20 protein-coding genes are annotated in these 21,599 nt (G+C 65.5%); 14 read left to right on the top strand and 6 right to left on the bottom strand.

The features are described 5' to 3' along the window. Window positions 1-98: 98 nt before the first annotated feature. Window positions 99-377, top strand: a complete 279-nt coding sequence (locus tag RTH46_RS24870; RefSeq protein ID WP_110995975.1) for a TfoX/Sxy family protein — start codon at window positions 99-101, stop codon at window positions 375-377. A 171-nt stretch (window positions 378-548) separates the two neighbouring features. On the opposite strand, the gene RTH46_RS24865 is transcribed toward RTH46_RS24870, so the two are convergent. From RTH46_RS24865 to RTH46_RS24850, 4 genes are read right to left on the bottom strand one after another with little or no spacing between them, the layout of a single operon-like run. Continuing rightward, window positions 549-1,430 (bottom strand): ChaN family lipoprotein, encoded by an 882-nt coding sequence (locus RTH46_RS24865; protein ID WP_316906868.1) that lies wholly within the window; start codon window positions 1,428-1,430, stop codon window positions 549-551. 11 nt (window positions 1,431-1,441) lie between these two features. Next, window positions 1,442-2,209 (bottom strand): heme ABC transporter ATP-binding protein, encoded by a 768-nt coding sequence (locus RTH46_RS24860; protein WP_153784924.1) that lies wholly within the window; start codon window positions 2,207-2,209, stop codon window positions 1,442-1,444. Continuing rightward, window positions 2,209-3,192, bottom strand: coding sequence for a FecCD family ABC transporter permease (locus RTH46_RS24855; RefSeq protein ID WP_178125731.1), 984 nt, complete (start codon window positions 3,190-3,192; stop codon window positions 2,209-2,211). The genes RTH46_RS24860 and RTH46_RS24855 overlap by 1 nt, the downstream gene beginning before the upstream one ends. A 50-nt stretch (window positions 3,193-3,242) precedes the next feature. Further along, a complete protein-coding gene (locus RTH46_RS24850; protein ID WP_153784926.1) occupies window positions 3,243-4,127 on the bottom strand; it encodes a hemin ABC transporter substrate-binding protein in 885 nt (294 codons plus the stop codon). Window positions 4,128-4,289: 162 nt separating this feature from the next. On the opposite strand from RTH46_RS24850, the gene RTH46_RS24845 reads away from it, so the two are divergent. Continuing rightward, window positions 4,290-4,607 (top strand): Rieske (2Fe-2S) protein, encoded by a 318-nt coding sequence (locus tag RTH46_RS24845; protein WP_153784927.1) that lies wholly within the window; start codon window positions 4,290-4,292, stop codon window positions 4,605-4,607. Here RTH46_RS24845 and sfsA read toward each other — a convergent pair. Together sfsA and RTH46_RS24835 are read right to left on the bottom strand one after the other, a co-directional pair. Further along, a complete protein-coding gene (sfsA, locus tag RTH46_RS24840) occupies window positions 4,597-5,313 on the bottom strand; it encodes a DNA/RNA nuclease SfsA (RefSeq protein ID WP_316906867.1) in 717 nt (238 codons plus the stop codon). The genes RTH46_RS24845 and sfsA overlap by 11 nt on opposite strands. Then, on the bottom strand, window positions 5,313-6,485 hold the full coding sequence (locus RTH46_RS24835; protein ID WP_316906866.1) for a pyridoxal phosphate-dependent aminotransferase: 1,173 nt from the start codon (window positions 6,483-6,485) through the stop codon (window positions 5,313-5,315). The genes sfsA and RTH46_RS24835 overlap by 1 nt, the downstream gene beginning before the upstream one ends. A 212-nt stretch (window positions 6,486-6,697) precedes the next feature. On the opposite strand from RTH46_RS24835, the gene dksA reads away from it, so the two are divergent. The 12 genes from dksA (at window position 6,698) to RTH46_RS24775 (ending at window position 21,181) form a co-directional block, all read left to right on the top strand. Beyond that, a complete protein-coding gene (gene dksA / locus RTH46_RS24830; RefSeq protein WP_153784930.1) occupies window positions 6,698-7,144 on the top strand; it encodes an RNA polymerase-binding protein DksA in 447 nt (148 codons plus the stop codon). 100 nt (window positions 7,145-7,244) lie between these two features. Further along, the gene (gluQRS, locus tag RTH46_RS24825; RefSeq protein WP_153784931.1) at window positions 7,245-8,132 is read left to right on the top strand and encodes a tRNA glutamyl-Q(34) synthetase GluQRS; all 888 of its coding nucleotides are present in this window, start codon (window positions 7,245-7,247) and stop codon (window positions 8,130-8,132) included. 212 nt (window positions 8,133-8,344) lie between these two features. Then, window positions 8,345-8,521: a hypothetical protein gene (locus tag RTH46_RS24820; RefSeq protein WP_003250005.1), complete on the top strand. Its 177-nt coding sequence runs from the start codon at window positions 8,345-8,347 to the stop codon at window positions 8,519-8,521. After that, window positions 8,505-11,480: a sensor histidine kinase gene (locus RTH46_RS24815; protein WP_167409865.1), complete on the top strand. Its 2,976-nt coding sequence runs from the start codon at window positions 8,505-8,507 to the stop codon at window positions 11,478-11,480. Before RTH46_RS24820 ends, RTH46_RS24815 begins: the two co-directional genes overlap by 17 nt. Before the next feature lie 4 nt (window positions 11,481-11,484). Continuing rightward, window positions 11,485-12,933 (top strand): sigma-54-dependent transcriptional regulator, encoded by a 1,449-nt coding sequence (locus RTH46_RS24810; RefSeq protein ID WP_153784932.1) that lies wholly within the window; start codon window positions 11,485-11,487, stop codon window positions 12,931-12,933. A gap of 780 nt (window positions 12,934-13,713) precedes the next feature. Next, on the top strand, window positions 13,714-15,108 hold the full coding sequence (locus RTH46_RS24805) for a polynucleotide adenylyltransferase PcnB (protein ID WP_153784933.1): 1,395 nt from the start codon (window positions 13,714-13,716) through the stop codon (window positions 15,106-15,108). Window positions 15,109-15,110: 2 nt separating this feature from the next. Next, entirely contained in the window at window positions 15,111-15,590 is a 480-nt protein-coding gene (folK, locus tag RTH46_RS24800; RefSeq protein ID WP_153784934.1) for a 2-amino-4-hydroxy-6-hydroxymethyldihydropteridine diphosphokinase, read from the top strand. A 250-nt stretch (window positions 15,591-15,840) separates the two neighbouring features. Then, on the top strand, window positions 15,841-16,641 hold the full coding sequence (gene panB, locus RTH46_RS24795) for a 3-methyl-2-oxobutanoate hydroxymethyltransferase (protein ID WP_153784935.1): 801 nt from the start codon (window positions 15,841-15,843) through the stop codon (window positions 16,639-16,641). Then, entirely contained in the window at window positions 16,638-17,501 is an 864-nt protein-coding gene (panC, locus tag RTH46_RS24790) for a pantoate--beta-alanine ligase (protein ID WP_316906865.1), read from the top strand. The genes panB and panC overlap by 4 nt, the downstream gene beginning before the upstream one ends. Before the next feature lie 260 nt (window positions 17,502-17,761). After that, on the top strand, window positions 17,762-18,151 hold the full coding sequence (locus RTH46_RS24785; protein WP_153788459.1) for a YybH family protein: 390 nt from the start codon (window positions 17,762-17,764) through the stop codon (window positions 18,149-18,151). Window positions 18,152-18,237: 86 nt separating this feature from the next. After that, window positions 18,238-19,737 carry a purine-cytosine permease family protein gene (locus RTH46_RS24780; protein WP_153788458.1) on the top strand — a complete coding sequence of 500 codons (1,500 nt, stop codon included), beginning with the start codon at window positions 18,238-18,240 and terminating at the stop codon, window positions 19,735-19,737. A 13-nt stretch (window positions 19,738-19,750) separates the two neighbouring features. Continuing rightward, on the top strand, window positions 19,751-21,181 hold the full coding sequence (locus RTH46_RS24775; RefSeq protein WP_316906864.1) for an aldehyde dehydrogenase family protein: 1,431 nt from the start codon (window positions 19,751-19,753) through the stop codon (window positions 21,179-21,181). Window positions 21,182-21,599: the final 418 nt, after the last annotated feature.

The following is a 21,599-nucleotide window of genomic DNA, read 5'->3' as shown; positions in this document are numbered from 1 at the left end:
TGGCAAAAGGCCGCGCATTTTCCAACCCCCGCTACACTCCTCTCTGACCTGCTCGCGATTTATCCCCAAGACCCGTTCAGCCATCGCAAGGAGGCTCGATGAACGATGAATTGCAGCACCTGAAAAATCTTGGCAAGACCTCCGCGCAATGGCTGCACGCCGTCGGTATCCACAGTGCATCGGACCTCCGTCGCCTGGGCGCGGTGGGTGCCTATCAAGCCGTAAGAACGCGAGGTTTCCGGGCTTCCAAGGTGTTGTTGTACGCCATAGAAGGCGCCTTGTTGGACATGCACTGGAACGATCTGCCGGTTGAACGCAAAGAGGCGCTCAACCAGCAACTCGACGCGAAGAGCCCTGCACAGAAGATGGAAAAATAATTTGCTGAAAGCCATTGACTCGGTAATGAGAATCGTTATGATTATCACAACTGGTCGCGAGACTGGTTGGGTAACCTGAAAGCCCCTGGTTCGGACTCTCAGATTATCTCCTCATCAGGCTAATCACGGTTATTGACCCGGCACTTTGCCGGGTCTTTTTTTGCCTGCGATTTACTGCCCTTTGCGCAGCTGGGCGCAATAATCCTGCTCGGGCAGCGCCGCGGTGTACCAGACGAAATCCGCCATGCCCGGCTCGACCGTCTCCCCCACCTGCGCCAGCAGCAACACCTTGCTGTCGCCTTTGGCCCCCAGGTCGGCCAGGTGCAGGGGCACGCCCAGGTCCTTGCGTGCGTGATAGCTGCCGGCGAACAACAGCGCAGGTTGCGGCGCGCTCAGCAGACGTTCGGCAATGCGCCGGTCGCGCTGCTGCTGGACGGCGAGCATTGCCGGCAGCTGGCTATCCGGCAGCAGGTTGCAATGCCCGGCACGGACCTGTTCGCGCAATGCCTGCAACACATTCGCCGCATTGCTGCGCGCGCCCGGCGGGCTTGCTGGCTGGCGATAAGCCTGGCGAATCTCGCCGGGGGACAAATTGGCGGACAGCAGCGGATAAGGTTGCGCCAGGGCTTCCCTCACGATCGGTCCGTAAAACGTCCAGTCCCAGCCATCCGGCCAGGCCAGGGCCTTGGGCAGGTCCTCAGGCAGTGGCCCGCCGTGCTGCAAGGCATCGACCAGCGGCTGCTGTTCGGGCTGGAGCATTTCCAGCAGCAGGCTGCCTTGCGGGCGGCGGCTCTGCAGGGCGCGCAGCAACCAAAGCTGCAGCGCATGGTGGTCGGGGTTGTCGTGCTGCTCGCCGACCAGCACCCGAGGTGCATTGGCGAGTTGCTCGACCAGTTGGTCCGGGCTGATCAACCGGCCGCTGGCCAGATCGCGGATCTGGCCCAGCTGCGCGCTGTCACGGCCCTCGCTGCTTTGCCAGGCCGGCAGTGGTGGCAGGCTGGCCTGGCACCCCGCCAATGCCATTACCAGGCAGACCGACAAGAGGTGACGCATGACGGAAGCTCCTAGCGAGTGATGATCAACGGATGGCCCCGCTCCGGATGCGCCTGCACCAGCACATCGATGCCGAACACCGCCTTGAGCGCCACTGGGGTCAGTACCGCCTCTGGTGTATCCAGGGCGTGGCAACGTCCCTGCTCCAGCAACAGGATATGGTCACAGTAGCGGGCCGCCAGGTTCAGGTCATGCAGGATCACCAGCACCGCTGCACCACGGTCGGCAAAACGGCGTACCGCCTGCAGCGTGGTGTGCTGGTGCAGCGGGTCGAGCATGGACGTGGGCTCGTCGAGCAGCAGCGTGGTGCCGGCCTCGCCCGGCCACAGCTGGGCCAGCACCCGGGCCAGGTGCACGCGCTGGCGCTCCCCCCCGGAGAGCGCCAGGTAGCTGCGCTCGCCCAGGTGCCCGGCATCCGCCGCCTGCAATGCCGCGTCGACGATCTCCCGATCGCGCTGCCGACCACTGGCGTGGGGCAGGCGGCCCAGGCCGACCACCTCTTCGACACTGAAGCCGAAGCCCAAGCTGGACACCTGCGGCAACACCGCCAGCCGCCGTGCCCGCTCCTGCCCGGGCCAGTCCTCAAGCCCCCGCCCGTCCAGGCGTACCCGCCCGGCACTGGGCGCCAGCTCACCGCACAAGGCGCCAAGCAGGCTGCTCTTGCCGGCACCGTTGGGGCCCAGCACGCCGAGGATCTGCCCCGGCTGCAATTGCAGATGGATATCGTGCAGCACCTCGCTGCTGCCGCGCTTGAGCGACAGGCCTTCGACATCGAGCATCAGTTGCGCCCCTTGACCAGCAAGAACAGGAAGAACGGTGCCCCGATGAAGGCCGTGACGATGCCGATCGGCAGCTCTGCCGGCGCCAGCGCCAGGCGCGCGATCAGGTCGGCGAACAGCAGCAGGGTGCCACCGGCCAGCAGCGACGCCGGCAACAACACACGGTGATCCGGCCCCGCCAGCAGGCGCACCAGGTGCGGCACCACCAGGCCGATGAAACCGATCAGGCCGGCCGCCGCCACCGCCGCGCCGACACCCAGCGCGGTGCAGAACACCAACTCACGTTTCAGCGCTTCCACTTCGACACCGAGGTGGCGGGCCTCCGACTCGCCCAGCAGCAAGGCATTGAGCGCCTGTGCCCGCCGCGGCAACCACAGCGCCACGGCCACCGCCACCAGCAGCAGCGGCCACAGGCGCTCATAGCTGGCGCCGTTGAGGCTGCCGAGGTTCCAGAACGTCAGGGTGCGCAAGGTCGCGTCATCGGCCAGATAGGTGAACAGCCCGACCGCCGAGCCGCCCAGGGCGGTCATGGCGATACCGGCCAGCAGCATGGTCGCCACGTTGGTCTGGCCGTCACGCCGGCCAAGGCGATAGACCATCGCCGTCACCCCCAGGCCACCGATGAAGGCGCACAACGACAGCAGATACGGCGCGAACCACTCGGCTATGCCGCCCAGCCAGCTGCCGCCCACGATCGCTACCGCCGCCCCCAGGGCGGCACCGCTGGCGACCCCCACCAGCCCAGGATCGGCCAGCGGGTTGCGGAACAGCCCCTGCATGGCCACCCCCGACAGCGCCAGCACGCCACCCACCGCCAGCCCCAGCAAGGTGCGCGGCAGGCGGATCTGACCGAGGATCATCTCGGCCTGCTCGAGCCCTTCACCGCTGATAGGCACGCCGATCAGGCGCAAGCCTGCGCGCAGGGTATCGAACAGCGGCAGGCTGACTGGCCCCAGCGCCAGCGACAGCCAGACCGCCAGCAGGCACATCAGCGCAAGGCCAGTGAACAGCGTGCGTGGCTGGACCCGCTGCCTCATGGGGTGAAGCTGGCCTTGACGGCCGGGTAGAAGCTGGCGGCCAGCTCACGCAGGGTAGCGGGCAGGCGCGGGCCGAGGCCACCGACCAGCAGCGTCGGGTCGAGCGACAGCAGGCGCTTGTCGCGCACCGCACGCGAGCCGGCCAGGGCCGGGTTTTCCTTGATCAGCGCCTGCAGGGCGGCCTCGCCTGCCAGAGCGCGATCGGAGAACACCACCACGTCCGGGTCCAGTGCGGCCAGGGCCTCCACCGAGAAATTCTTGTAGCCCTGATGGTCGGCCAGGTTGCGCGCCCCAGCCTGACGCAGCAGCCAGTCGCCGGAAGTACCCAGCCCCGCAATCAGCGGCTTGGCCCCGGCGTGCCCGACCAGCAGCAGCACGCCCGGTGCTTTCTGGCTGGCCTGGGCCTGCTTGATCTTGTCTTGCAGCCCTTGCAACTGGCGGTGGTAGTCACCGGCCAGCGTTGCCGCCTGCTGCTCGCTGCCCAGCAATGCGCCGAGGTGCTTGAGGTTCTCGTCCACCGCGGCCAGCTCGGCCTTGCTGGAGAACAGCTCGACCCGCACGCCGGCCTTGCGGATCTGCGCCAGCACCGGCGGCGGGCCCATTTCCTCGGTCCCCACCAGCACATCCGGGCGCAGGCTCAGGATGCCTTCGGCCGATAGCTGGCGCTGATAGCCGATGCTGGGCAATGCCTTGAGCGACTCGGGGTGCTGGCTGGTGGTGTCCACGCCGACCAGCCGCTGCTCCCCTCCCAGCGCGCTGATCCATTCGCTCAGCGCGCCACCGGCACTGACCCAGCGCTGCGGCAGTTCGCCCGCCAGCGTCGAGGTAGATAAAAGCAGACCGGCACACAGGGCGATCAGGGCAGCGGGACGGCGCATCATCGAATTCCTTTGCTTGAAGGCGGGCCGCGCGCCTTGTGGCGGGCGGTGGAACTGCGCACCATAGGCAGCCTGGCGCGGCGAATGCGGGCAATTTGATAATTATTCGCATTGAAGCGTCAAGCCATCCCTTGTCACACGGCTTAACTGAAAACACACCCCATCATGCATTTTCTCTGCGCCTCCACCGACCTCTGCGAAGGCCAAAGCCGCGCCTTCAGCGTAGCCGGCGTGCCACTTCTAGGCGTACGTCGCCATGGCCAGGTGTTCATCTACCGCAACCGCTGCCCCCATCGCGGCATTACCCTCAACTGGACGCCAGACAGCTTCCTCGACGACAGCGCCAGCCTGATCCAGTGCGCCCATCATGGCGCACAGTTTTTGATCGAGAGTGGCGAATGCGTGGCCGGCCCGTGCGCGGGCGAGTGGTTGGAAGCCCTGGACTGCCTGGAAGACAGCCAGGGCATCTGGCTTACCGAGTGAACAGCACCGGCAACGGCCGGTCGACCACGATCTGCTGTGCATCCAGCCGGGTGCCGTAGGCCAGCACTTCTACCCCATCCGCCACCGCCGCGCGCAGAGCCTGGGCGTAGGCGGCGTCGATTTCCTCTGCCGGGCGCACGGCCTCGATGCCGGTGAGGTTCACACAATACAACTGCACCGCGCGAACACCCTGGCGCGCCAACCCCGCCAGTTCGCGCAGGTGCTTGGCACCGCGCTGGGTCACGGCATCGGGGAAGGCCGCCACCGGGGTGTCCGGGTAACCGAGGGTCACGCTCTTGACCTCGACGTAGACCTTGCTGCCGTCGGCATACTCCAAATAGAAGTCGATGCGGCTGCGTTCCTCACCGTAGGCCACCTCGCGCTTGAGCACGGTGAAATCGGCCAGTTCAGTGATGGTGCCGGCACGCAGTGCTTCTTCGACCAGCGCGTTGGCCCGCCCGGTGTTGACGCAGGCCAGCCGGCCCTGGGGCGTTTCGCTGATTTCCCAGGTGCCGGGCAGCTTGCGCTTCGGGTCGTTGGAGCGGCTGAACCAGACCCGCCCGCCTTCACTCATGCAATTGAGCATCGAGCCGGTGTTGGGGCAGTGGATGGTCATCTGCTCGCCACTGGCCAGCTCGATATCGGCCAGGAAGCGCTTGTAGCGGCGCAGCAGGCGCGCCTCTTCCAGTTCGGGGAAAAGCGCCATCAGCCTTGCCAGCTCCGCAGGCCCCGGGCAATGCGCTGCACCGCCTCTTCCAGGCGCGGCAGGCTCTGGGTGTAAGCGAAGCGCACATGGTGGCCAGCTTGGTGGCGACCAAAGTCCAGGCCCGGCGTGAAGGCCAGGTGTTCGGTTTCGAGGAAGTGCCGGCAGAAGGCGAAGGCATCGCCACCGAAGGCACTGATGTCGGCATACAGATAGAAGGCGCCCTGGGGCTCGACGGCAATACCGAAGCCCAGCTCGCGCAGCGCCGGCAATAGGTAGTCACGACGGCGCGCGAACTCGGCGCGGCGCTCCTCGAGAATCGCCAGTGTCTGCGGCTCGAAGCACGCCAATGCGGCATGCTGGGCCATGCTCGGGGCGCTGATATAGAGGTTCTGTGCCAGCTTTTCCAGGTCAGCCACCGCCGACGGCGGTGCCACCAGCCAGCCAAGACGCCAGCCGGTCATGCCGAAATATTTGGAAAAGCTGTTCAGGACGAAGGCCTCATCGTCCACTTCCAGCACGCTCGGCGCATCCATGCCATAGGTGAGGCCGTGATAGATCTCGTCCACCACCAGGTGGCCGTGGCGCTCGCGGGTCGCCCTGGACAGGCAGGCCAACTGGTCACGGTCGAGCACCGTGCCGGTCGGGTTGGCCGGCGAAGCCACCAGCGCACCGACGGTGTCCTTGTCCCAGTAGCGCTCGACCAGGTCGGCGGTCAGTTGGTAGTTCACCTCCGGGCCGACCGGCACCAACTGCGCGCCGCCTTCGACCAGACGCAGGAAGTGGCGGTTGCACGGGTAACCGGGGTCGGCCAGCAGCCAGTGCTTGCCAGGGTCCACCAGCAGGCTGCTGGCCAGCAGCAAGGCGCCCGAGCCACCCGGGGTGATGAGTACGCGTTCGGGGTCAAGGTCTACGCCGTAGCGCTGGCCATAGAAGCCGGCAATCGCCTCGCGCAACTGCGGCAGGCCACGGGCGGCGGTGTAGCGGGTATGCCCTGCGGCCAAGGCCGCCTGGCCGGCGGCTACGATCGGCGCGGCGGTGGTGAAGTCCGGCTCGCCGATTTCCAGATGGATCACGTCGTGGCCGGCGGCTTGCAGTTCGTTGGCACGGGCCAGCAAGGCCATGACGTGGAAGGGTTCGATGGCGCGACTGCGCGCACTGTGTGGCTGAGCCATGGGCCTTCTCTCAATTGGGTCTAAACTGGTGATTCCACCTGTACATACCAGCGAACGTGCCGCCCGCGCCGCTGTCAATAGCAGGCATAGGGCGGGGTAGCGCACCCCGTATCTATCTGGTAAGTTCGGCGGCTCGCAGTCGCAGGGCCGGCGGTCGCCGGAGATGGAAGTATCCTGCGCATTGGATCAGATGAGTGAGAGGCGGTCTATTCATGTCCACCCTAGAAAAGCAAAAAGCCAGTCAAACGCTCTATGGCGTCGAGCCGTACAAGGAAACCAAGGGTGAAGAGTACATGGGCGCTCCGATGCGGGCCCACTTCACCAAGCTCCTGAACGGCTGGAAGCAGGAGCTCATGGCCAGTGTCGACAAAACCATGGACCACATGAAGGACGAGGCAGCCAACTTCCCCGATCCAGCCGACCGCGCCAGCCAGGAAGAAGAGTTCGCCCTGGAACTGCGCAACCGCGATCGCGAGCGCAAGCTGATCAAGAAAATCGACAAGACCTTGCAACTGATCGTCGACGAAGACTACGGCTGGTGCGAGTCCTGCGGTATTGAAATCGGCCTGCGTCGCCTGGAAGCCCGTCCGACCGCGGACCTGTGCTTCGACTGCAAGGAAATCGCCGAGAAAAAGGAAAAGACGGTCGGCAAAGGCTGATCCGAATCCCTAAAAGACGGGGCGTATTGGTTGTGGGAGCGGGCTTGCCCCTTCCCACATCAGATACGCCCCGTTTTCATTTATATAGCCCGCACAGCCCATGACCCCAGCCCCCTACATCGGACGCTTCGCCCCCACGCCCAGCGGTTACCTGCACTTCGGCTCGCTGGTCGCCGCCCTCGCCTCCTGGCTCGACGCCCGCGCCGTCAACGGCCGCTGGCTGCTGCGCATGGAGGATACCGACCCGCCACGCGAGATGCCCGGCGCCCGTGATGCCATCCTGCAGACCCTTGAACGTTACGGGCTGGAGTGGGATGGCGAGGTGGTTTGCCAGAGCCAGCGCCACGACGCCTATGCTGCCGTCGTCGACCGGTTGTTCAACATGGGCCTGGCCTATGCCTGCACCTGCTCGCGCAAGCAATTGGAGGGGCATCACGGCATCTACCCAGGCTTTTGCCGCAATGCCGGGCATGCCCGCGAAGGCGCGGCGATACGCCTGCGGGTGCCGGAGCTGATCTACCGCTTCGATGACCGGGTTCAAGGCCGGTTCGAGCAGCACCTGGGGCGCGAAGTGGGCGATTTCGTCATCCAGCGCCGCGACGGGCTCTACGCCTACCAGTTGGCCGTGGTGTTGGACGATGCCTGGCAGGGGGTGACCGATGTCGTGCGCGGCGCCGACCTGCTGGACAATACACCGCGCCAGCTCTACCTGCAGGAGCTGCTGGGCTTCTCGCAGCCGCGCTACCTGCATATCCCGCTGATCGTCCAGCCCGACGGGCACAAGCTGGGCAAGTCGTACCGCTCGCCGCCGCTGGAGCCGGACCAGGCCACGCCGCTGTTGCTGCGAGCATTGCGCGCGCTGGGCCAGCAGACCGACCCGGCGCTGGTGAGCGCCAGCCCGGCCGAAGTGCTGGCGGTGGCGCGGCAGCAGTGGCGGCCGGAGAATATTGCGCGGCAGATGACGGTGCCCGAAGCCGATATACGGTGAGGCCATCGCGGGGCAAGCCCGCTCCCACGGTAGCAATGCGGTCTGCGTGGGAGCGGGCTTGCCCCGCGATAGGGCCAGAACAAGCGAAACCAAGTTCAAAAGCCCAGCAAATTCAAACCCTTGGCTAACCCCACCGATACCCGCTAGCATCGCCTGCGCCATTTGCACCAATAATAAGTCCAAACCCGCAGCGCCCAACCTTCGAGGCCAGCATGTACATCTATCGTTTGGTCCTGCTTCTGGTCGTGGGGATCTACCTGTTCTCCCCGGCCATCATGGACTGGTGGATCGAGCCGACCGGAGCCTGGTACCGCCCCTACCTGCTCTGGCTGATCCTCATCGTCGTCACATTCATCCTGCAGAGCCAACGAGATGCCGATGAGCTTTAGCCTGACCCAGATGATCCTGATCAGCGCCGCCTACCTGCTGGTGCTGTTCGGCGTGGCCTGGATCAGCGAACGCGGGCTGATCCCGCGCTCGGTCATTCGCCACCCGCTGACCTACACCCTGTCGCTGGGCGTCTACGCCAGCGCCTGGGCCTTCTATGGCTCGGTGGGGCTGGCCTACCAGTATGGCTATGGGTTCCTCGCCTGTTACCTGGGGGTGTCCGGCGCGTTCCTGCTGGCACCGGTGCTGCTCTACCCGATCCTCAAGATCACCCGCACCTACCAGCTCTCGTCGCTGGCCGACCTGCTGGCGTTCCGCTTCCGCAGCACCTGGGCCGGCGCGCTGACCACCATCTTCATGCTGATCGGCGTGCTGCCCTTGCTGGCCCTGCAGATACAGGCGGTGGCCGACTCCATCAGCATCCTCACCGGCGAGCCGGTCAAGGCGCGGGTGGCATTCGCCTTCTGTGCGCTGATCACCCTCTTCACCATTTTCTTCGGCTCGCGCCATATCGCCACCCGCGAGAAGCACGAGGGCCTGGTGTTCGCCATCGCCTTCGAGTCGGTGATCAAGCTGCTGGCCCTGGGCGGCATCGGCCTTTACGCGCTGTACGGCGTGTTCGGTGGCCCGCACGGGCTGGAAGTGTGGCTGCTGCAGAACCAGACCGCCCTCGCCGCCCTGCACACACCACTGCAGGAGGGCCCGTGGCGCACCCTGCTGCTGGTGTTCTTCGCCTCGGCGATCGTCATGCCGCACATGTACCACATGGCCTTCACCGAAAACCTCAGCCCACGCTCGCTGGTCAGCGCCAGCTGGGGCCTGCCGCTGTTCCTGCTGCTGATGAGCCTGGCCGTGCCGCTGGTGCTGTGGGCCGGCCTGCGCCTGGGCGCCAGCACCAACCCGGAGTACTTCACACTGGGGCTGGGCATCGCCGCCAACAACCAGGCCCTGGCCTTGCTGGCCTACGTCGGCGGGCTGTCGGCCGCCAGCGGGCTGATCATCGTCACCACCCTGGCGCTGTCGGGCATGGCTCTGAACCACCTGGTGCTGCCGCTGTACCAGCCACCGGCCGAAGGCAACATCTACCGCTGGCTGAAGTGGACCCGCCGGGCGCTGATCGTCGCCATCATCACCGCCGGCTTCGTCTTCTACCTGACCCAGAACAACCACCAGAGCCTGGCCAACCTCGGCATCGTCGCCTTCGTCGCCACCCTGCAGTTCCTGCCCGGCGTGCTGTCGGTGCTGTACTGGCCGACCGCCAACCGCCGCGGCTTCATCGCGGGCCTTTTGGCCGGCATGCTGGTGTGGATGGTGACCATGCTGCTGCCGCTGCTGGGCAACCTGCAGGGCTTCTACATTCCGCTGCTGGACATGATCTACGTGCTGGACGACACCAGCTGGCACATGGCGGCCATTGCTTCGCTGGCGGCCAACGTCCTGCTGTTCACCCTGATTTCGCTGTTCACCAATGCCAGCAGCGAAGAAGTCAGTGCCGCCGAAGCCTGCGCGGTGGACAACGTGCGTCGCCCGCAACGCCGCGAGCTGCACGCCGCCTCGCCCCAGGAGTTCGCCACCCAACTGGCCAAGCCACTGGGCGCCAAGGCCGCGCAGAAGGAAGTCGAGCAGGCCCTGCGTGACCTCTACCTGCCGTTCGACGAGCGCCGCCCCTACGCCTTGCGCCGCCTGCGCGACCGCATCGAAGCCAACCTCTCCGGCCTGATGGGCCCGAGCGTGGCGCAGGACATGGTCGAGACCTTCCTGCCGTACAAGTCCGGCAACGAAAACTACGTCACCGAAGATATCCACTTCATCGAAAGCCGCCTCGAGGACTACCACTCGCGCCTGACCGGCCTCGCCGCCGAGCTCGACGCCCTGCGCCGCTACCACCGCCAGACCTTGCAGGAGCTGCCCATGGGCGTCTGCTCGCTGGCCAAGGACCAGGAAATCCTGATGTGGAACAAGGCGATGGAAGAGCTGACCGGCATCGCCGCCAAGCACGTGGTCGGCTCGCGCCTGGTGACCATCGCCGAGCCTTGGCGCGGCCTGCTGCAGGGCTTCATCAACGTACCCGACGAGCACCTGCACAAGCAGCGCCTGGCCCTCGATGGCCAGCCACGCTGGCTCAACCTGCACAAGGCGGCCATCGACGAGCCGCTGGCACCGGGCAACAGCGGCCTGGTGCTGCTGGTCGAGGACCTCACCGAAACCCAGGCGCTGGAAGACAAGCTGGTGCACTCCGAGCGCCTGGCCAGCATCGGCCGCCTGGCCGCAGGCGTAGCCCACGAGATCGGCAACCCGATCACCGGCATCGCCTGCCTTGCGCAGAACCTGCGTGAAGAACGCGAGGGCGATGGCGAGATCATCGAGCTGTCGAGCCAGATTCTCGAACAGACCAAGCGCGTGTCGCGCATCGTCCAGTCACTGATGAGCTTCGCCCATGCCGGCGGCAGCCAGCAGAACAGCGAGGAGCCGGTGTGCCTCGCCGAAGTGGCGCAGGACGCCATTGGTCTGCTGGCGCTGAACCGGCGCAATTTCGAAGTACAGTTCTTCAACCTCTGCGACCCCGACCACTGGGCCGAGGGCGACCCGCAGCGCCTGGCCCAGGTGCTGATCAACCTGCTGTCCAACGCCCGCGACGCCTCCCCGGCCGGCAGTGCCGTGCGCGTGCGCAGCGAAGTCAGCGATCACACCGTCGACCTGATCGTCGAGGACGAGGGCAGCGGCATCCCGAAAAGCATCATGGACCGCCTGTTCGAACCCTTCTTCACCACCAAGGACCCAGGCGAGGGAACCGGACTGGGGCTCGCTCTGGTCTATTCCATCGTGGAAGAGCATTATGGGCAAATCACCATCGACAGCCCGGCCGACATCGAGCGCCAACGTGGTACCCGGATCCGCGTGACCCTGCCCCGGCATGTCGTAGCGACGTCCCCTGTAATTCGAGACCGTCGAGAGAATTGAATCAATGCCGCACATTCTGATCGTCGAAGACGAAACCATCATCCGTTCGGCCCTGCGCCGCCTGCTCGAACGCAACCAGTACCAGGTCAGCGAAGCCGGCTCGGTGCAGGAAGCCCAGGAACGCTTCAGCATCGCCACCTTTGACCTGATCGTCAGCGACCTGCGCCTGCCCGGCGCCCCGGGCACCGAGCTGATCAAGCTTGGCCAGGGCACGCCGGTACTGATCATGACCAGCTACGCCAGCCTGCGCTCGGCGGTGGACTCGATGAAAATGGGCGCGGTGGACTACATCGCCAAGCCCTTCGACCACGACGAAATGCTGCAAGCCGTCGCGCGCATCCTGCGTGACCGGCAGAACGCGCCGGCCGCAACAGCAATCGCCGAACCGCGCACCACCAATGGCAAGGCCGGCGCGGACAAGTCCAGCCCCGCAGCCGCCAATGGCGAAATCGGCATCATCGGTTCCTGCGCGCCCATGCAGGACCTGTTCGTCAAGATCCGCAAGGTCGCGCCCACCGACTCCAACGTGCTGATCCAGGGCGAGTCGGGCACCGGCAAGGAGCTGGTCGCCCGCGCCCTGCACAATCTTTCGCGCCGGGCCAAGGCACCGATGATCTCGGTGAACTGCGCGGCGATCCCGGAAACCCTGATCGAATCCGAACTGTTCGGCCACGAAAAAGGCGCGTTCACCGGTGCCAGTGCCGGCCGTGCCGGCCTGGTCGAAGCGGCCGATGGCGGCACCCTGTTCCTCGACGAGATCGGCGAGCTGCCGCTTGAGGCACAAGCCCGCCTGTTGCGTGTGCTGCAGGAAGGCGAGATCCGCCGGGTCGGCTCGGTACAGTCGCAAAAGGTCGATGTGCGCCTGATCGCCGCGACCCACCGCGACCTGAAGAACCTGGCCAAGGCCGGCCAGTTCCGTGAAGACCTGTATTACCGCCTGCACGTGATTGCGCTCAAGCTGCCGGCCCTGCGCGAGCGCGGCAGCGACGTCAACGAAATCGCCGACACCTTCCTCGCCCGCCAGAGCGCGCGCATCGGCCGCGACGACCTGCACTTCTCCCACGAAGCCGAACAGGCCATCCGTCACTACAGCTGGCCGGGCAACGTGCGCGAGCTGGAGAACGCCGTGGAGCGCGCGGTGATCCTCAGCGAGAGCGCGGAGATTTCGGCCGACCTGCTGGGCATAGACATCGAGCTCAGCGACCTCGAAGAGGTCGATGGCCTGGCCCACCTGCCCGCCCTGGTCAGCAACGGTGCCGGCAACGCCAGCCACGAGCCCACCGAAGACCTGTCGCTGGAGGACTACTTCCAGCACTTCGTCCTGGAGCACCAGGACCACATGACCGAGACGGAACTGGCGCGCAAGCTGGGCGTGAGCCGCAAGTGCCTGTGGGAGCGTCGCCAGCGCCTGGGCATTCCGCGGCGCAAGAGCAACGCCACCAGCGACAACTGATTCAACGAAACCTATCGCGGGGCAAGCCCGCTCCCACGCCAGCTGCTCCAGATGGGGCACCAAACGTGGGAGCGGGCTTGCCCCGCGATGCTTTTGGGGAACACGCGGTAACAGATCAGTTCCCGCAAAAATCTGTTACCTCGGCTTTCAGGCGTAACAGCCACCGAGGCTTAAGGTAACGAAATTTCCACATTCGCCCGCCTGCAAAGCCTGCCAGAAACGACGAACCCCCCGGATTCATTGGCTTTTCAAAAGTTGGCACGGCATCTGCTATATGTCTGGTACAAGAACAATAACAAGCACTGCAACTCAGAATAAGAACAAGACGAAACGGCTCACGCACAATAAAAACAAGACGGCGGAGGCGCAGCTAACTGATTCTTTTGGAGAGGAGCTGTGTTTGGGGCTTGCCCCACGATCAGACAGAGAACAACAAAAACTGCACTCAAATGCAGCACCTGCACTGATTGGATCGAAAGATCAGCATCATCTCGGCGACCAAAGCAATCCGTTTGCTCTTCACCCCTGGTTTAGGGGTCGTTCACAAGCTTCGAGATTTGTGAACAGGGCACTCAACAAAAACAAGAAGCCCAGCAGAAAAACAATAAGAGCACACAACGACTTGGTGGGGAGCTTCGGCTCCCCATTGTCGTTTCTGGGCGTCTGCCACGCCCCTTGGCACGCCGCCTACACCATTCCCCCAGTAAATGCTAGAATCCCCGCCCATCATGCGGCCATTCTCCTATCCTTGGCCGAACATTCCTTCAAACAGTGCATCCCATGCTGAAGAAGCTGTTCCAGTCGTTCCGCCCGCCGGTCCCCGGCCAGCACCACAGGCGCACCACGCCTGAAGTGATCAACAAGAGCCAGCACTCGCTGCAGCGCAGCCAGTTCAGCCGCCATGCCGTGGGCATCGTCGAGCGCCTGCAGGCGGCCGGCTACCAGGCCTACCTGGTCGGTGGCTGCGTGCGCGACCTGATGCTGGGCATCACGCCCAAGGACTTCGACGTCGCCACGAGCGCCACCCCCGAACAGGTGCGCGCCGAGTTCCGCAACGCCCGCATCATTGGCCGGCGCTTCAAGCTGGTCCACGTGCATTTCGGTCGCGAGATCATCGAAGTCGCCACCTTCCGTGCCCCGCACTCGGACGAGGACCAGGCCGACAGCCACCGCTCCTCGCACAATGCCAGCGGCCGCATCCTGCGTGACAACGTGTACGGCACCCTCGAGGAAGACGCGCAGCGCCGCGACTTCACCATCAACGCCCTGTACTACGACCCGGTCAACGAGCGCGTGCTCGACTACGCCAACGGCGTGCACGATGTGCGCAACCGCCTGCTGCGCCTGATCGGCGACCCGACGCACCGCTACCAGGAAGACCCGGTGCGCATGCTGCGCGCCGTGCGCTTCGCCGCCAAGCTGAACTTCGGCATCGAAAAGCACACCGTGCAACCGATCCGCCAGCTGGCCAAGCTGCTGCGCGAGATCCCGCCGGCACGGCTGTTCGAAGAAACCCTCAAGCTGTTCCTCAACGGCCAGGGCGCGTTGGCCTTCGAAATGCTGGTCGACCTGGAGCTGTTCGACCCGCTGTTCCCTGCCAGTGCCCATGCCCTGGAAGAGCGCCCGACCTACACCCACACGCTGATCAGCCAGGCCCTGGCCAACACCGACCTGCGCGTCAAGCAGGGCAAGCCGGTCACGCCTGCGTTCCTCTTCGCCGCCCTGCTCTGGCCCGCCCTGCCAGGCCGCGCGCTGCACCTGCAGAGCCAAGGCGTACCGCCGATCCCGGCCATGAATGGCGCGGCCCACGACCTGATCGCCGAGCAGTGCCAACGCATTGCCATTCCCAAGCGCTTCACCCTGCCGATCCGCGAGATCTGGGACATGCAGGAGCGTCTGCCGCGCCGCAGCGGCAAGCGTGCCGACATGTTGCTCGACAACCCGCGTTTCCGCGCCGGCTACGACTTCCTGCTGCTGCGTGAAAGCGCTGGCGAGGAAACCGATGGCCTGGGCCAATGGTGGACCGACTACCAGGACGCCAATGACAGCCAGCGCCGCGACATGATCCGCGAACTGGGCAACCGCGACGACGGTGCCAGCACCGGCGCCGGCCCGCGCAAACGCAAGCGCAGCCCCGGCAAACGCAAGCGTGACGACGAACAGGCGTGGGACTGAGCATGACCACCCGCGCCTACATCGGCCTGGGCAGCAACCTCGATGCGCCTGCCGAGCAGCTGCGCAGCGCCCTGCAGGCGCTGGATGCAGTGGCCGATACGCGCCTGGCGGCTGCTTCGGCGCTTTACACCAGCGACTCGCTGCTGCCCGGCCAGCCGCGCTACACCAATGCCGTGGCGGCCATCGATACCCGGCTGACGCCGCTTGACCTGCTCGACGCCCTGCAAGCCATCGAGAACGACCAGGGCCGGGTCCGCAAGGAGCGCTGGGGCCCGCGTACCCTCGACCTGGACATGCTGCTGTTCGGCGACCAGCTCATCGACGTACCGCGCCTGAAAGTACCGCACTACCACATGCACGCCCGCCCCTTCGTGCTCTACCCGCTCGCCGAGCTGGTCGACGCCGACTTCCGCCTCGCCGATGGCCGCAGCCTGCAGCAATTGCTTCAGGACTGCCCGTTCGTCGGCCTGGAACGCCTGTAAACCGGGCGTTTCAGACGGCGGTAACGCCAGTAACACCCACCGCGTAACAATGCGGTAACACGGGTCATTGACTTCCCCCACCTCGCTCACGACTATAGGCGTCCCGCGGCGCCACTATGCCGCAATCACCCATTTAGGCCCGGACGGACCTGTGCCCGAACATCACAGCCGATGATGTGCCGCTCCGCTTGATGAATACACGCGTTGTACGCAGTTGTTTTTCACAGCGCCTGAACGAGGATGCCCCTACATGCCTGAAGTAACCCTGACCACCCTGCATGGCCTGAAGGCCAAGGGTGAAAAAATCACCATGCTGACCTGCTATGACGCCACCTTCGCCAAGGCCGCAAGCCAAGCCGGCGTGGAAGTCCTGTTGGTGGGCGATTCCCTGGGAATGGTCCTGCAAGGGCATGACAGCACCCTGCCCGTCAGCAACGACGACATGGCCTACCACACCGCCTGCGTCAAACGCGGCAACGACGGCGCGCTGATCCTGACCGACCTGCCCTTCATGGCCCACGCCACCCCGGAACTGGCCTTTGCCAATGCCGCGCAGCTGATGCGCGCCGGCGCCCATATGGTCAAGATCGAAGGCGCCGCCTGGCTGGCCGAGACCATCCGCCTGCTGGCCGAGCGTGGCGTGCCGGTGTGCGCGCACATGGGCCTCACGCCGCAGACCGTCAACGTGCTCGGCGGCTACAAGGTCCAAGGCCGCCAGGAAGCCCAGGCACGGCAGATGCGCGCCGATGCCATCGCCCTGGAGCAAGCGGGCGCCGCCATGCTGCTGCTCGAGTGCGTGCCCAGCGAGCTGGCCGCAGAGATCTCCCAGGCGGTGGCCATTCCGGTGATCGGTATCGGTGCCGGTAGCGCCACCGATGGCCAGGTACTGGTACTGCACGACATGCTGGGCTTGTCCCTCAGCGGCCGCGTGCCGAAGTTCGTGAAGAACTTCATGGCCGGCCAGCCGGACATCGACAGCGCGCTCAAAGCCTATGTGCAAGCCGTGAAAGACGTCAGCTTCCCCGCCAGTGAACATGGGTTCAGCGCATGAATACCGTCAAGACCGTCCTTGAACTGCGTGCCGCCGTGGCCCGCGCCCGTGGCGAGGGCAAGCGCATCGCTTTCGTGCCGACCATGGGCAACTTGCACAGCGGCCACGCCGCGCTGGTGACCAAGGCCGCCCAGCGCGCCGACTTCGTGGTTGCCAGCATCTTCGTCAACCCGCTGCAGTTCGGTGCCGGCGAAGACCTGGACAAATACCCCCGCACCCTCGTCGCCGACCAGGAAAAACTCCTCGAGGCGGGCTGCCACCTGCTGTTCACCCCCACCGTCGAGGAGATGTACCCCGATGGCATGGCCGTGCAGACCCGGGTCAGCGTGCCGCAGTTGTCCGAAGGCCTGTGCGGTGCCAGCCGCCCCGGGCACTTCGAAGGCGTGGCGACCGTGGTCAGCAAGCTGTTCAACATGGTCCAGCCTGACCTTGCCGTGTTCGGTGAGAAGGACTTCCAGCAACTGGCGGTGATCCGCGCCATGGTGCGCGACCTGAACATGCCGATCCAGATCATCGGCGAGCCGACCGTGCGCGCCGAAGACGGCCTGGCGCTGTCGTCGCGCAACGGTTACCTCAGCGCCGAGCAGCGCGCGGCGGCGCCTGCGCTGTACCGCGTGCTCAGTACCATGGCCGAGGCCATTCGCCGTGGCCAGCGTGATTTCGCGGCGTTGATCGGTGAAGGGCAGGCGCAGCTTGAAGCCGCGGGGTTCCGCAAGGACTACCTGGAGGTACGCCATGCACTGACCCTGCGCCCGGCACAGGTCGACGACCGTGACCTGGTGGTGATTGCGGCGGCGTACATGGGTAACACTCGGTTGATCGACAACCTGTACCTACACCTGGAAGAGCCGTCCGCCTGATCCAGCGCTCTTAACCAGATGATTTGTAGAGGCTCCGTGGGAGCGGGCTTGCCCCGCGATGGATGGCACCGGCTACGCCGGTATCGCGGGGCAAGCCCGCTCCAACGGCCAGTGCTCGGCTTGAGAACGCAGAGCCGGGTGATCTATCCATCAGTTCACAAATTCCTGAACTGATTATTTGCCCGCAGCGATTTGTCCCCTTGCCCTGCCCCACCAGAATCGCTTCACCAACAATCACAATAAATCGTGAGGCCACTCCCGTGGACCAGACACTCCAGGTACGGCAGGCCGCCGCCGACCTCGTTGCCGCCTTCGCCAGCAATGACACCGCCCGCTACTTCGCCTGCTTCAGCGAAGACGCCACCTTCCTTTTCCACACCTTGGCGCAACCGCTGCTGTCGCGCCGCGCCTACGAAGAACTCTGGGCCTCCTGGCAGGCAGACGGCTTCGCCGTGCTCGGCTGCGAATCCAGCAATGTGCAGGTGAGCCTGCAAGGCGACGTGGCGATCTTCATGCACGACGTGGCCACGCGCCTGCGCGTCGCCGGTGAAACCCTCGACCTGAACGAGCGCGAGACCATCGTCTTCCGCCGCCACGGCGAGCGCTGGCTGGCCTGCCACGAGCACCTGTCGGTCGTCTCGCCGGCCTGATCCCTTTCAAGCGGCCCTGCCGCACTGCCATCGCACCCACAACAAGGCCGCCCGACGGCCGACAACATACGCGCTGGAGCACCATCATGAGCCACTCGACCGGTATCGAGACCAATGGCGTCGAACAGATCCCCGACGATCAACGCGACGCTGCCCCGCTTGACCTGTTCCGCCTGATCTTCGGCGGCGCCAACACCTTTGCCACCGCCGTACTGGGCAGCTTCCCGGTGCTGTTCGGGCTGTCGTTCCAGGCCGGCGTGTGGGCGATTTTGCTCGGCGTCGGCGTGGGCGCGCTGATCCTTGCGCCGATGGGCCTGTTCGGCGCGCTCAACGGCACCAACAACGCGGTATCGTCCGGCGCGCATTTCGGCGTGCACGGGCGTATCGTCGGCTCGTTCCTGTCGTTGCTGACCGCCGTGGCGTTCTTTTCGCTGTCGGTGTGGAGCTCGGGCGATGCCCTGGTCGGCGGCGCCAAGCGCCTGGTCGGCCTGCCGGAAACCGACCTGACCCTGGGCCTGGCCTACGGCCTGTTCGCCGTGCTGGTGCTGGTGGTGTGCATCTTCGGTTTCCGCTTCATGCTGTGGGTCAACAAGATCGCGGTGTGGGCCTCGAGCCTGCTGTTCCTGCTGGGCATCTTCGCCTTCGCCGGGCCGTTCGACGCGGGCTACGCCGGCAGCGTCAACCTCGGCCAGGCCGGCTTCTGGGCGGCGTTCGTCGGTGCGGCGATCCTGGCCATGAGCAACCCGGTGTCGTTCGGTGCCTTCCTCGGTGACTGGTCGCGCTACATCCCGCGTGCCACGCCGAAGTCGCGGATCATGCTGGCGGTGATCCTGGCCCAGGTGGCCACGCTGATCCCGTTCCTGTTCGGCCTGTGCACCGCCACCCTGGTGGCCAGCCAGGCGCCGGACTACATCGCTGCCAACAACTACGTCGGTGGCCTGCTGGCCATCTCGCCGGGCTGGTTCTTCCTGCCGGTGTGCCTGATTGCGGTGATCGGCGGCATGTCCACCGGCACCACGGCGCTGTACGGCACTGGCCTGGACATGTCCAGCGTGTTCCCGCGCCTGCTCAGCCGCGCCGCCGCCACGCTGCTGATCGGCGTGCTGGCCATCGGCTTCATCTTCATCGGCCGCTTCACCTTCAACCTGGTGCAGAGCGTGTCGACCTTCGCCGTGCTGATCATCACCTGCACAAGCCCCTGGATGGTGATCATGATCCTCGGCCTGATCACCCGCCGCGGCTTCTACCATGCCGACGACCTGCAGGTGTTCACCCGTGGCCAGCAAGGCGGCCACTATTGGTTCTGCCACGGCTGGAACTGGCGCGGCATGGGCGCATGGATCCCCAGTGCGCTGGTCGGCCTGTGCTTCGTCAACCTGCCTGGGCAGTTCGTCGGCCCGCTGGGTGAGCTGGCCGGCGGCATCGACCTGAGCCTGCCGGTCACCCTCGGTATCGCCGCCGTGCTGTACCTGATCCTGCTCAACCTGTTCCCCGAACCGGCTGGCGTGTACGGCCCGCAAGGCCCGCGCTGGGTGCGTTGCAAAAGCACGCCGGTGAAGCCCGTGACCACCGCCGAAATGGCCTGACTGGAAACCGACCATGACCACTTCTCACTACATCGACGGCCGCTGGGTCGAAGGCCAGGGCAGCGACTGCATCGTTGTGCACAACCCATCCGACGGCCTGCCGTTCGCCGAACTGATGGCCGCCAGCACGGCCCAGGTCGACCAGGCCGTGGCCGCTGCACGCCGTGCGCTGGCGTCCTGGAAGACGGTCAGCGCCGCCGAGCGCGCCGCCTACCTGCGCGGCTTCGCCGAGCAACTGGGCCAGCGCCGCGACGAGTTGATCGCCCTGCAGATGCGCAACAACGGCAAACCGCGCCACGAGGCCGAGATCGACCTGGACGACGCCATCGCCACCTTCGCCTACTACGCCGACCTGGCTGAACAGTTGCCGGAAAAAAACCGCGACGTGCCACTGGCCGCACCGGGCTTTACCGCACGGACCCGTCTGGAGCCGGTGGGCGTGGTCGGCCTGATCGTGCCGTGGAACTTCCCGCTGGTGACCAGCGCCTGGAAGCTCGCACCGGCCCTGGCCGCCGGCTGCACCGTGGTGCTCAAGCCCTCCGAAGTGACCCCGCTGATCGAGCAGGCCTACGGCCAGATCGCCGAAGTGCTGGGCCTGCCGGCCGGCGTGCTGAACATCGTCAACGGCAAGGCCGAGACTGGCGCCGCCCTGAGCGGTCACAACGGTCTGGACAAGCTGTCGTTCACCGGCAGCAACGGCGTCGGCAGCCAGGTGATGCGCGCCGCCGCCGCGCAATGCCGGCCGGTGACGCTGGAGCTCGGAGGCAAGTCGGCCATCGTGGTGTTCGACGATTGCGACGTCGACCAGGCAGTGGAATGGATCGTCGCCGGCATCACCTGGAACGCCGGGCAGATGTGCTCGGCCACCTCGCGCCTGCTGTTGCAGGACGGCATCGCCGATGCGTTGCTGCCACGCTTGCAGGAGGCGCTGGAGAAGCTGCGCGTCGGCAATCCGCTGAACGAGGAAGTGGACATGGGGCCGCTGACCAGCCAGGCGCAGTGGCTCAAGGTCGCCAGCTACTTCGCCAAGGCCCGCGAGGAAGGCTTGAAGTGCCTGGCCGGCGGCACGGCGCTGGACCGCGACGGCTGGTTCGTCAGCCCGACGCTGTATGTGGACGTGCCTGAGAGCAGCCGCCTGTGGAGCGAGGAGATTTTCGGCCCGGTGCTGTGCGCGCGGCGCTTCGTCACCGAAGCCGAGGCCATCGTGCAGGCCAACGACAGCCGCTTCGGGCTGGTCGCTACCGTGTGCTCCGCCGACCTGGAACGCGCCGAGCGCGTGGCCGATGCGTTGGAGGTAGGGCATGTGTGGATCAACTCGGTGCAGGCGGTGTTCGTCGAGACGTCCTGGGGCGGGACCAAGGGCAGCGGGATTGGGCGCGAGCTCGGGCCTTGGGGGTTGTCGGGGTATCTGTCGGTGAAGCATGTGACGCGGTGTTTGGGGTGATTGGGTAGGCGGTCCTTTCGAGGATTTGGGGAGGCTGGCAGGTGTTCGGCGAGGGTTTTTCAGCGCCTGTGAGATCGAGCGCCGCCCGCGCGGCGCATCGCTGGCAAGTCGCAGCGGCGAACCGCAGCTCCCACATCTGTTTCGGGCCAGTTACTCCTGCAAGTTCATCACTGTGCGCCTTGTTGGTTCGACTCGATATTGAGGTGGGCACCACTGGCGCCTCGCCCGACTTGAGACATGCACCAAGGCGGGCAGCGGTACTTCCACAGACATAACTGGCCCGAAACAGATAATGAAATGGCTACCCCCGCCTCACCCTGTGTCAGCCCCTAAGCTTTCACAGGGTGCCTATTCGGAGTGCAACGCCATGAACAATGTCGCCATCGTCGCCATCGACTTGGGAAAGTTAAGCTTCCAT

It is taken from the genome of Pseudomonas sp. zfem004 (assembly GCF_032621715.1).
GTDB classification, from domain to species: Bacteria; Pseudomonadota; Gammaproteobacteria; order Pseudomonadales; family Pseudomonadaceae; genus Aquipseudomonas; species Aquipseudomonas sichuanensis.
Note: the sequence above shows the minus strand (reverse complement) of the source record. Positions and strands in the feature narration are given on the sequence as shown.

Bases quoted from the DNA above. Each gene is read 5' to 3' on its own strand.
- RTH46_RS24870 (WP_110995975.1), top strand. From the start codon at position 99: ATGAACGATGAATTGCAGCACCTGAAAAATCTTGGCAAGACCTCCGCG.
- RTH46_RS24865 (WP_316906868.1), bottom strand. From the start codon at position 1,430: ATGCGTCACCTCTTGTCGGTCTGCCTGGTAATGGCATTGGCGGGGTGC.
- RTH46_RS24860 (WP_153784924.1), bottom strand. From the start codon at position 2,209: ATGCTCGATGTCGAAGGCCTGTCGCTCAAGCGCGGCAGCAGCGAGGTG.
- RTH46_RS24850 (WP_153784926.1), bottom strand. From the start codon at position 4,127: ATGATGCGCCGTCCCGCTGCCCTGATCGCCCTGTGTGCCGGTCTGCTT.
- RTH46_RS24845 (WP_153784927.1), top strand. From the start codon at position 4,290: ATGCATTTTCTCTGCGCCTCCACCGACCTCTGCGAAGGCCAAAGCCGC.
- sfsA (WP_316906867.1), bottom strand. From the start codon at position 5,313: ATGGCGCTTTTCCCCGAACTGGAAGAGGCGCGCCTGCTGCGCCGCTAC.
- RTH46_RS24835 (WP_316906866.1), bottom strand. From the start codon at position 6,485: ATGGCTCAGCCACACAGTGCGCGCAGTCGCGCCATCGAACCCTTCCAC.
- dksA (WP_153784930.1), top strand. From the start codon at position 6,698: ATGTCCACCCTAGAAAAGCAAAAAGCCAGTCAAACGCTCTATGGCGTC.
- gluQRS (WP_153784931.1), top strand. From the start codon at position 7,245: ATGACCCCAGCCCCCTACATCGGACGCTTCGCCCCCACGCCCAGCGGT.
- RTH46_RS24820 (WP_003250005.1), top strand. From the start codon at position 8,345: ATGTACATCTATCGTTTGGTCCTGCTTCTGGTCGTGGGGATCTACCTG.
- RTH46_RS24815 (WP_167409865.1), top strand. From the start codon at position 8,505: ATGCCGATGAGCTTTAGCCTGACCCAGATGATCCTGATCAGCGCCGCC.
- RTH46_RS24810 (WP_153784932.1), top strand. From the start codon at position 11,485: ATGCCGCACATTCTGATCGTCGAAGACGAAACCATCATCCGTTCGGCC.
- RTH46_RS24805 (WP_153784933.1), top strand. From the start codon at position 13,714: ATGCTGAAGAAGCTGTTCCAGTCGTTCCGCCCGCCGGTCCCCGGCCAG.
- folK (WP_153784934.1), top strand. From the start codon at position 15,111: ATGACCACCCGCGCCTACATCGGCCTGGGCAGCAACCTCGATGCGCCT.
- panB (WP_153784935.1), top strand. From the start codon at position 15,841: ATGCCTGAAGTAACCCTGACCACCCTGCATGGCCTGAAGGCCAAGGGT.
- panC (WP_316906865.1), top strand. From the start codon at position 16,638: ATGAATACCGTCAAGACCGTCCTTGAACTGCGTGCCGCCGTGGCCCGC.
- RTH46_RS24780 (WP_153788458.1), top strand. From the start codon at position 18,238: ATGAGCCACTCGACCGGTATCGAGACCAATGGCGTCGAACAGATCCCC.
- RTH46_RS24775 (WP_316906864.1), top strand. From the start codon at position 19,751: ATGACCACTTCTCACTACATCGACGGCCGCTGGGTCGAAGGCCAGGGC.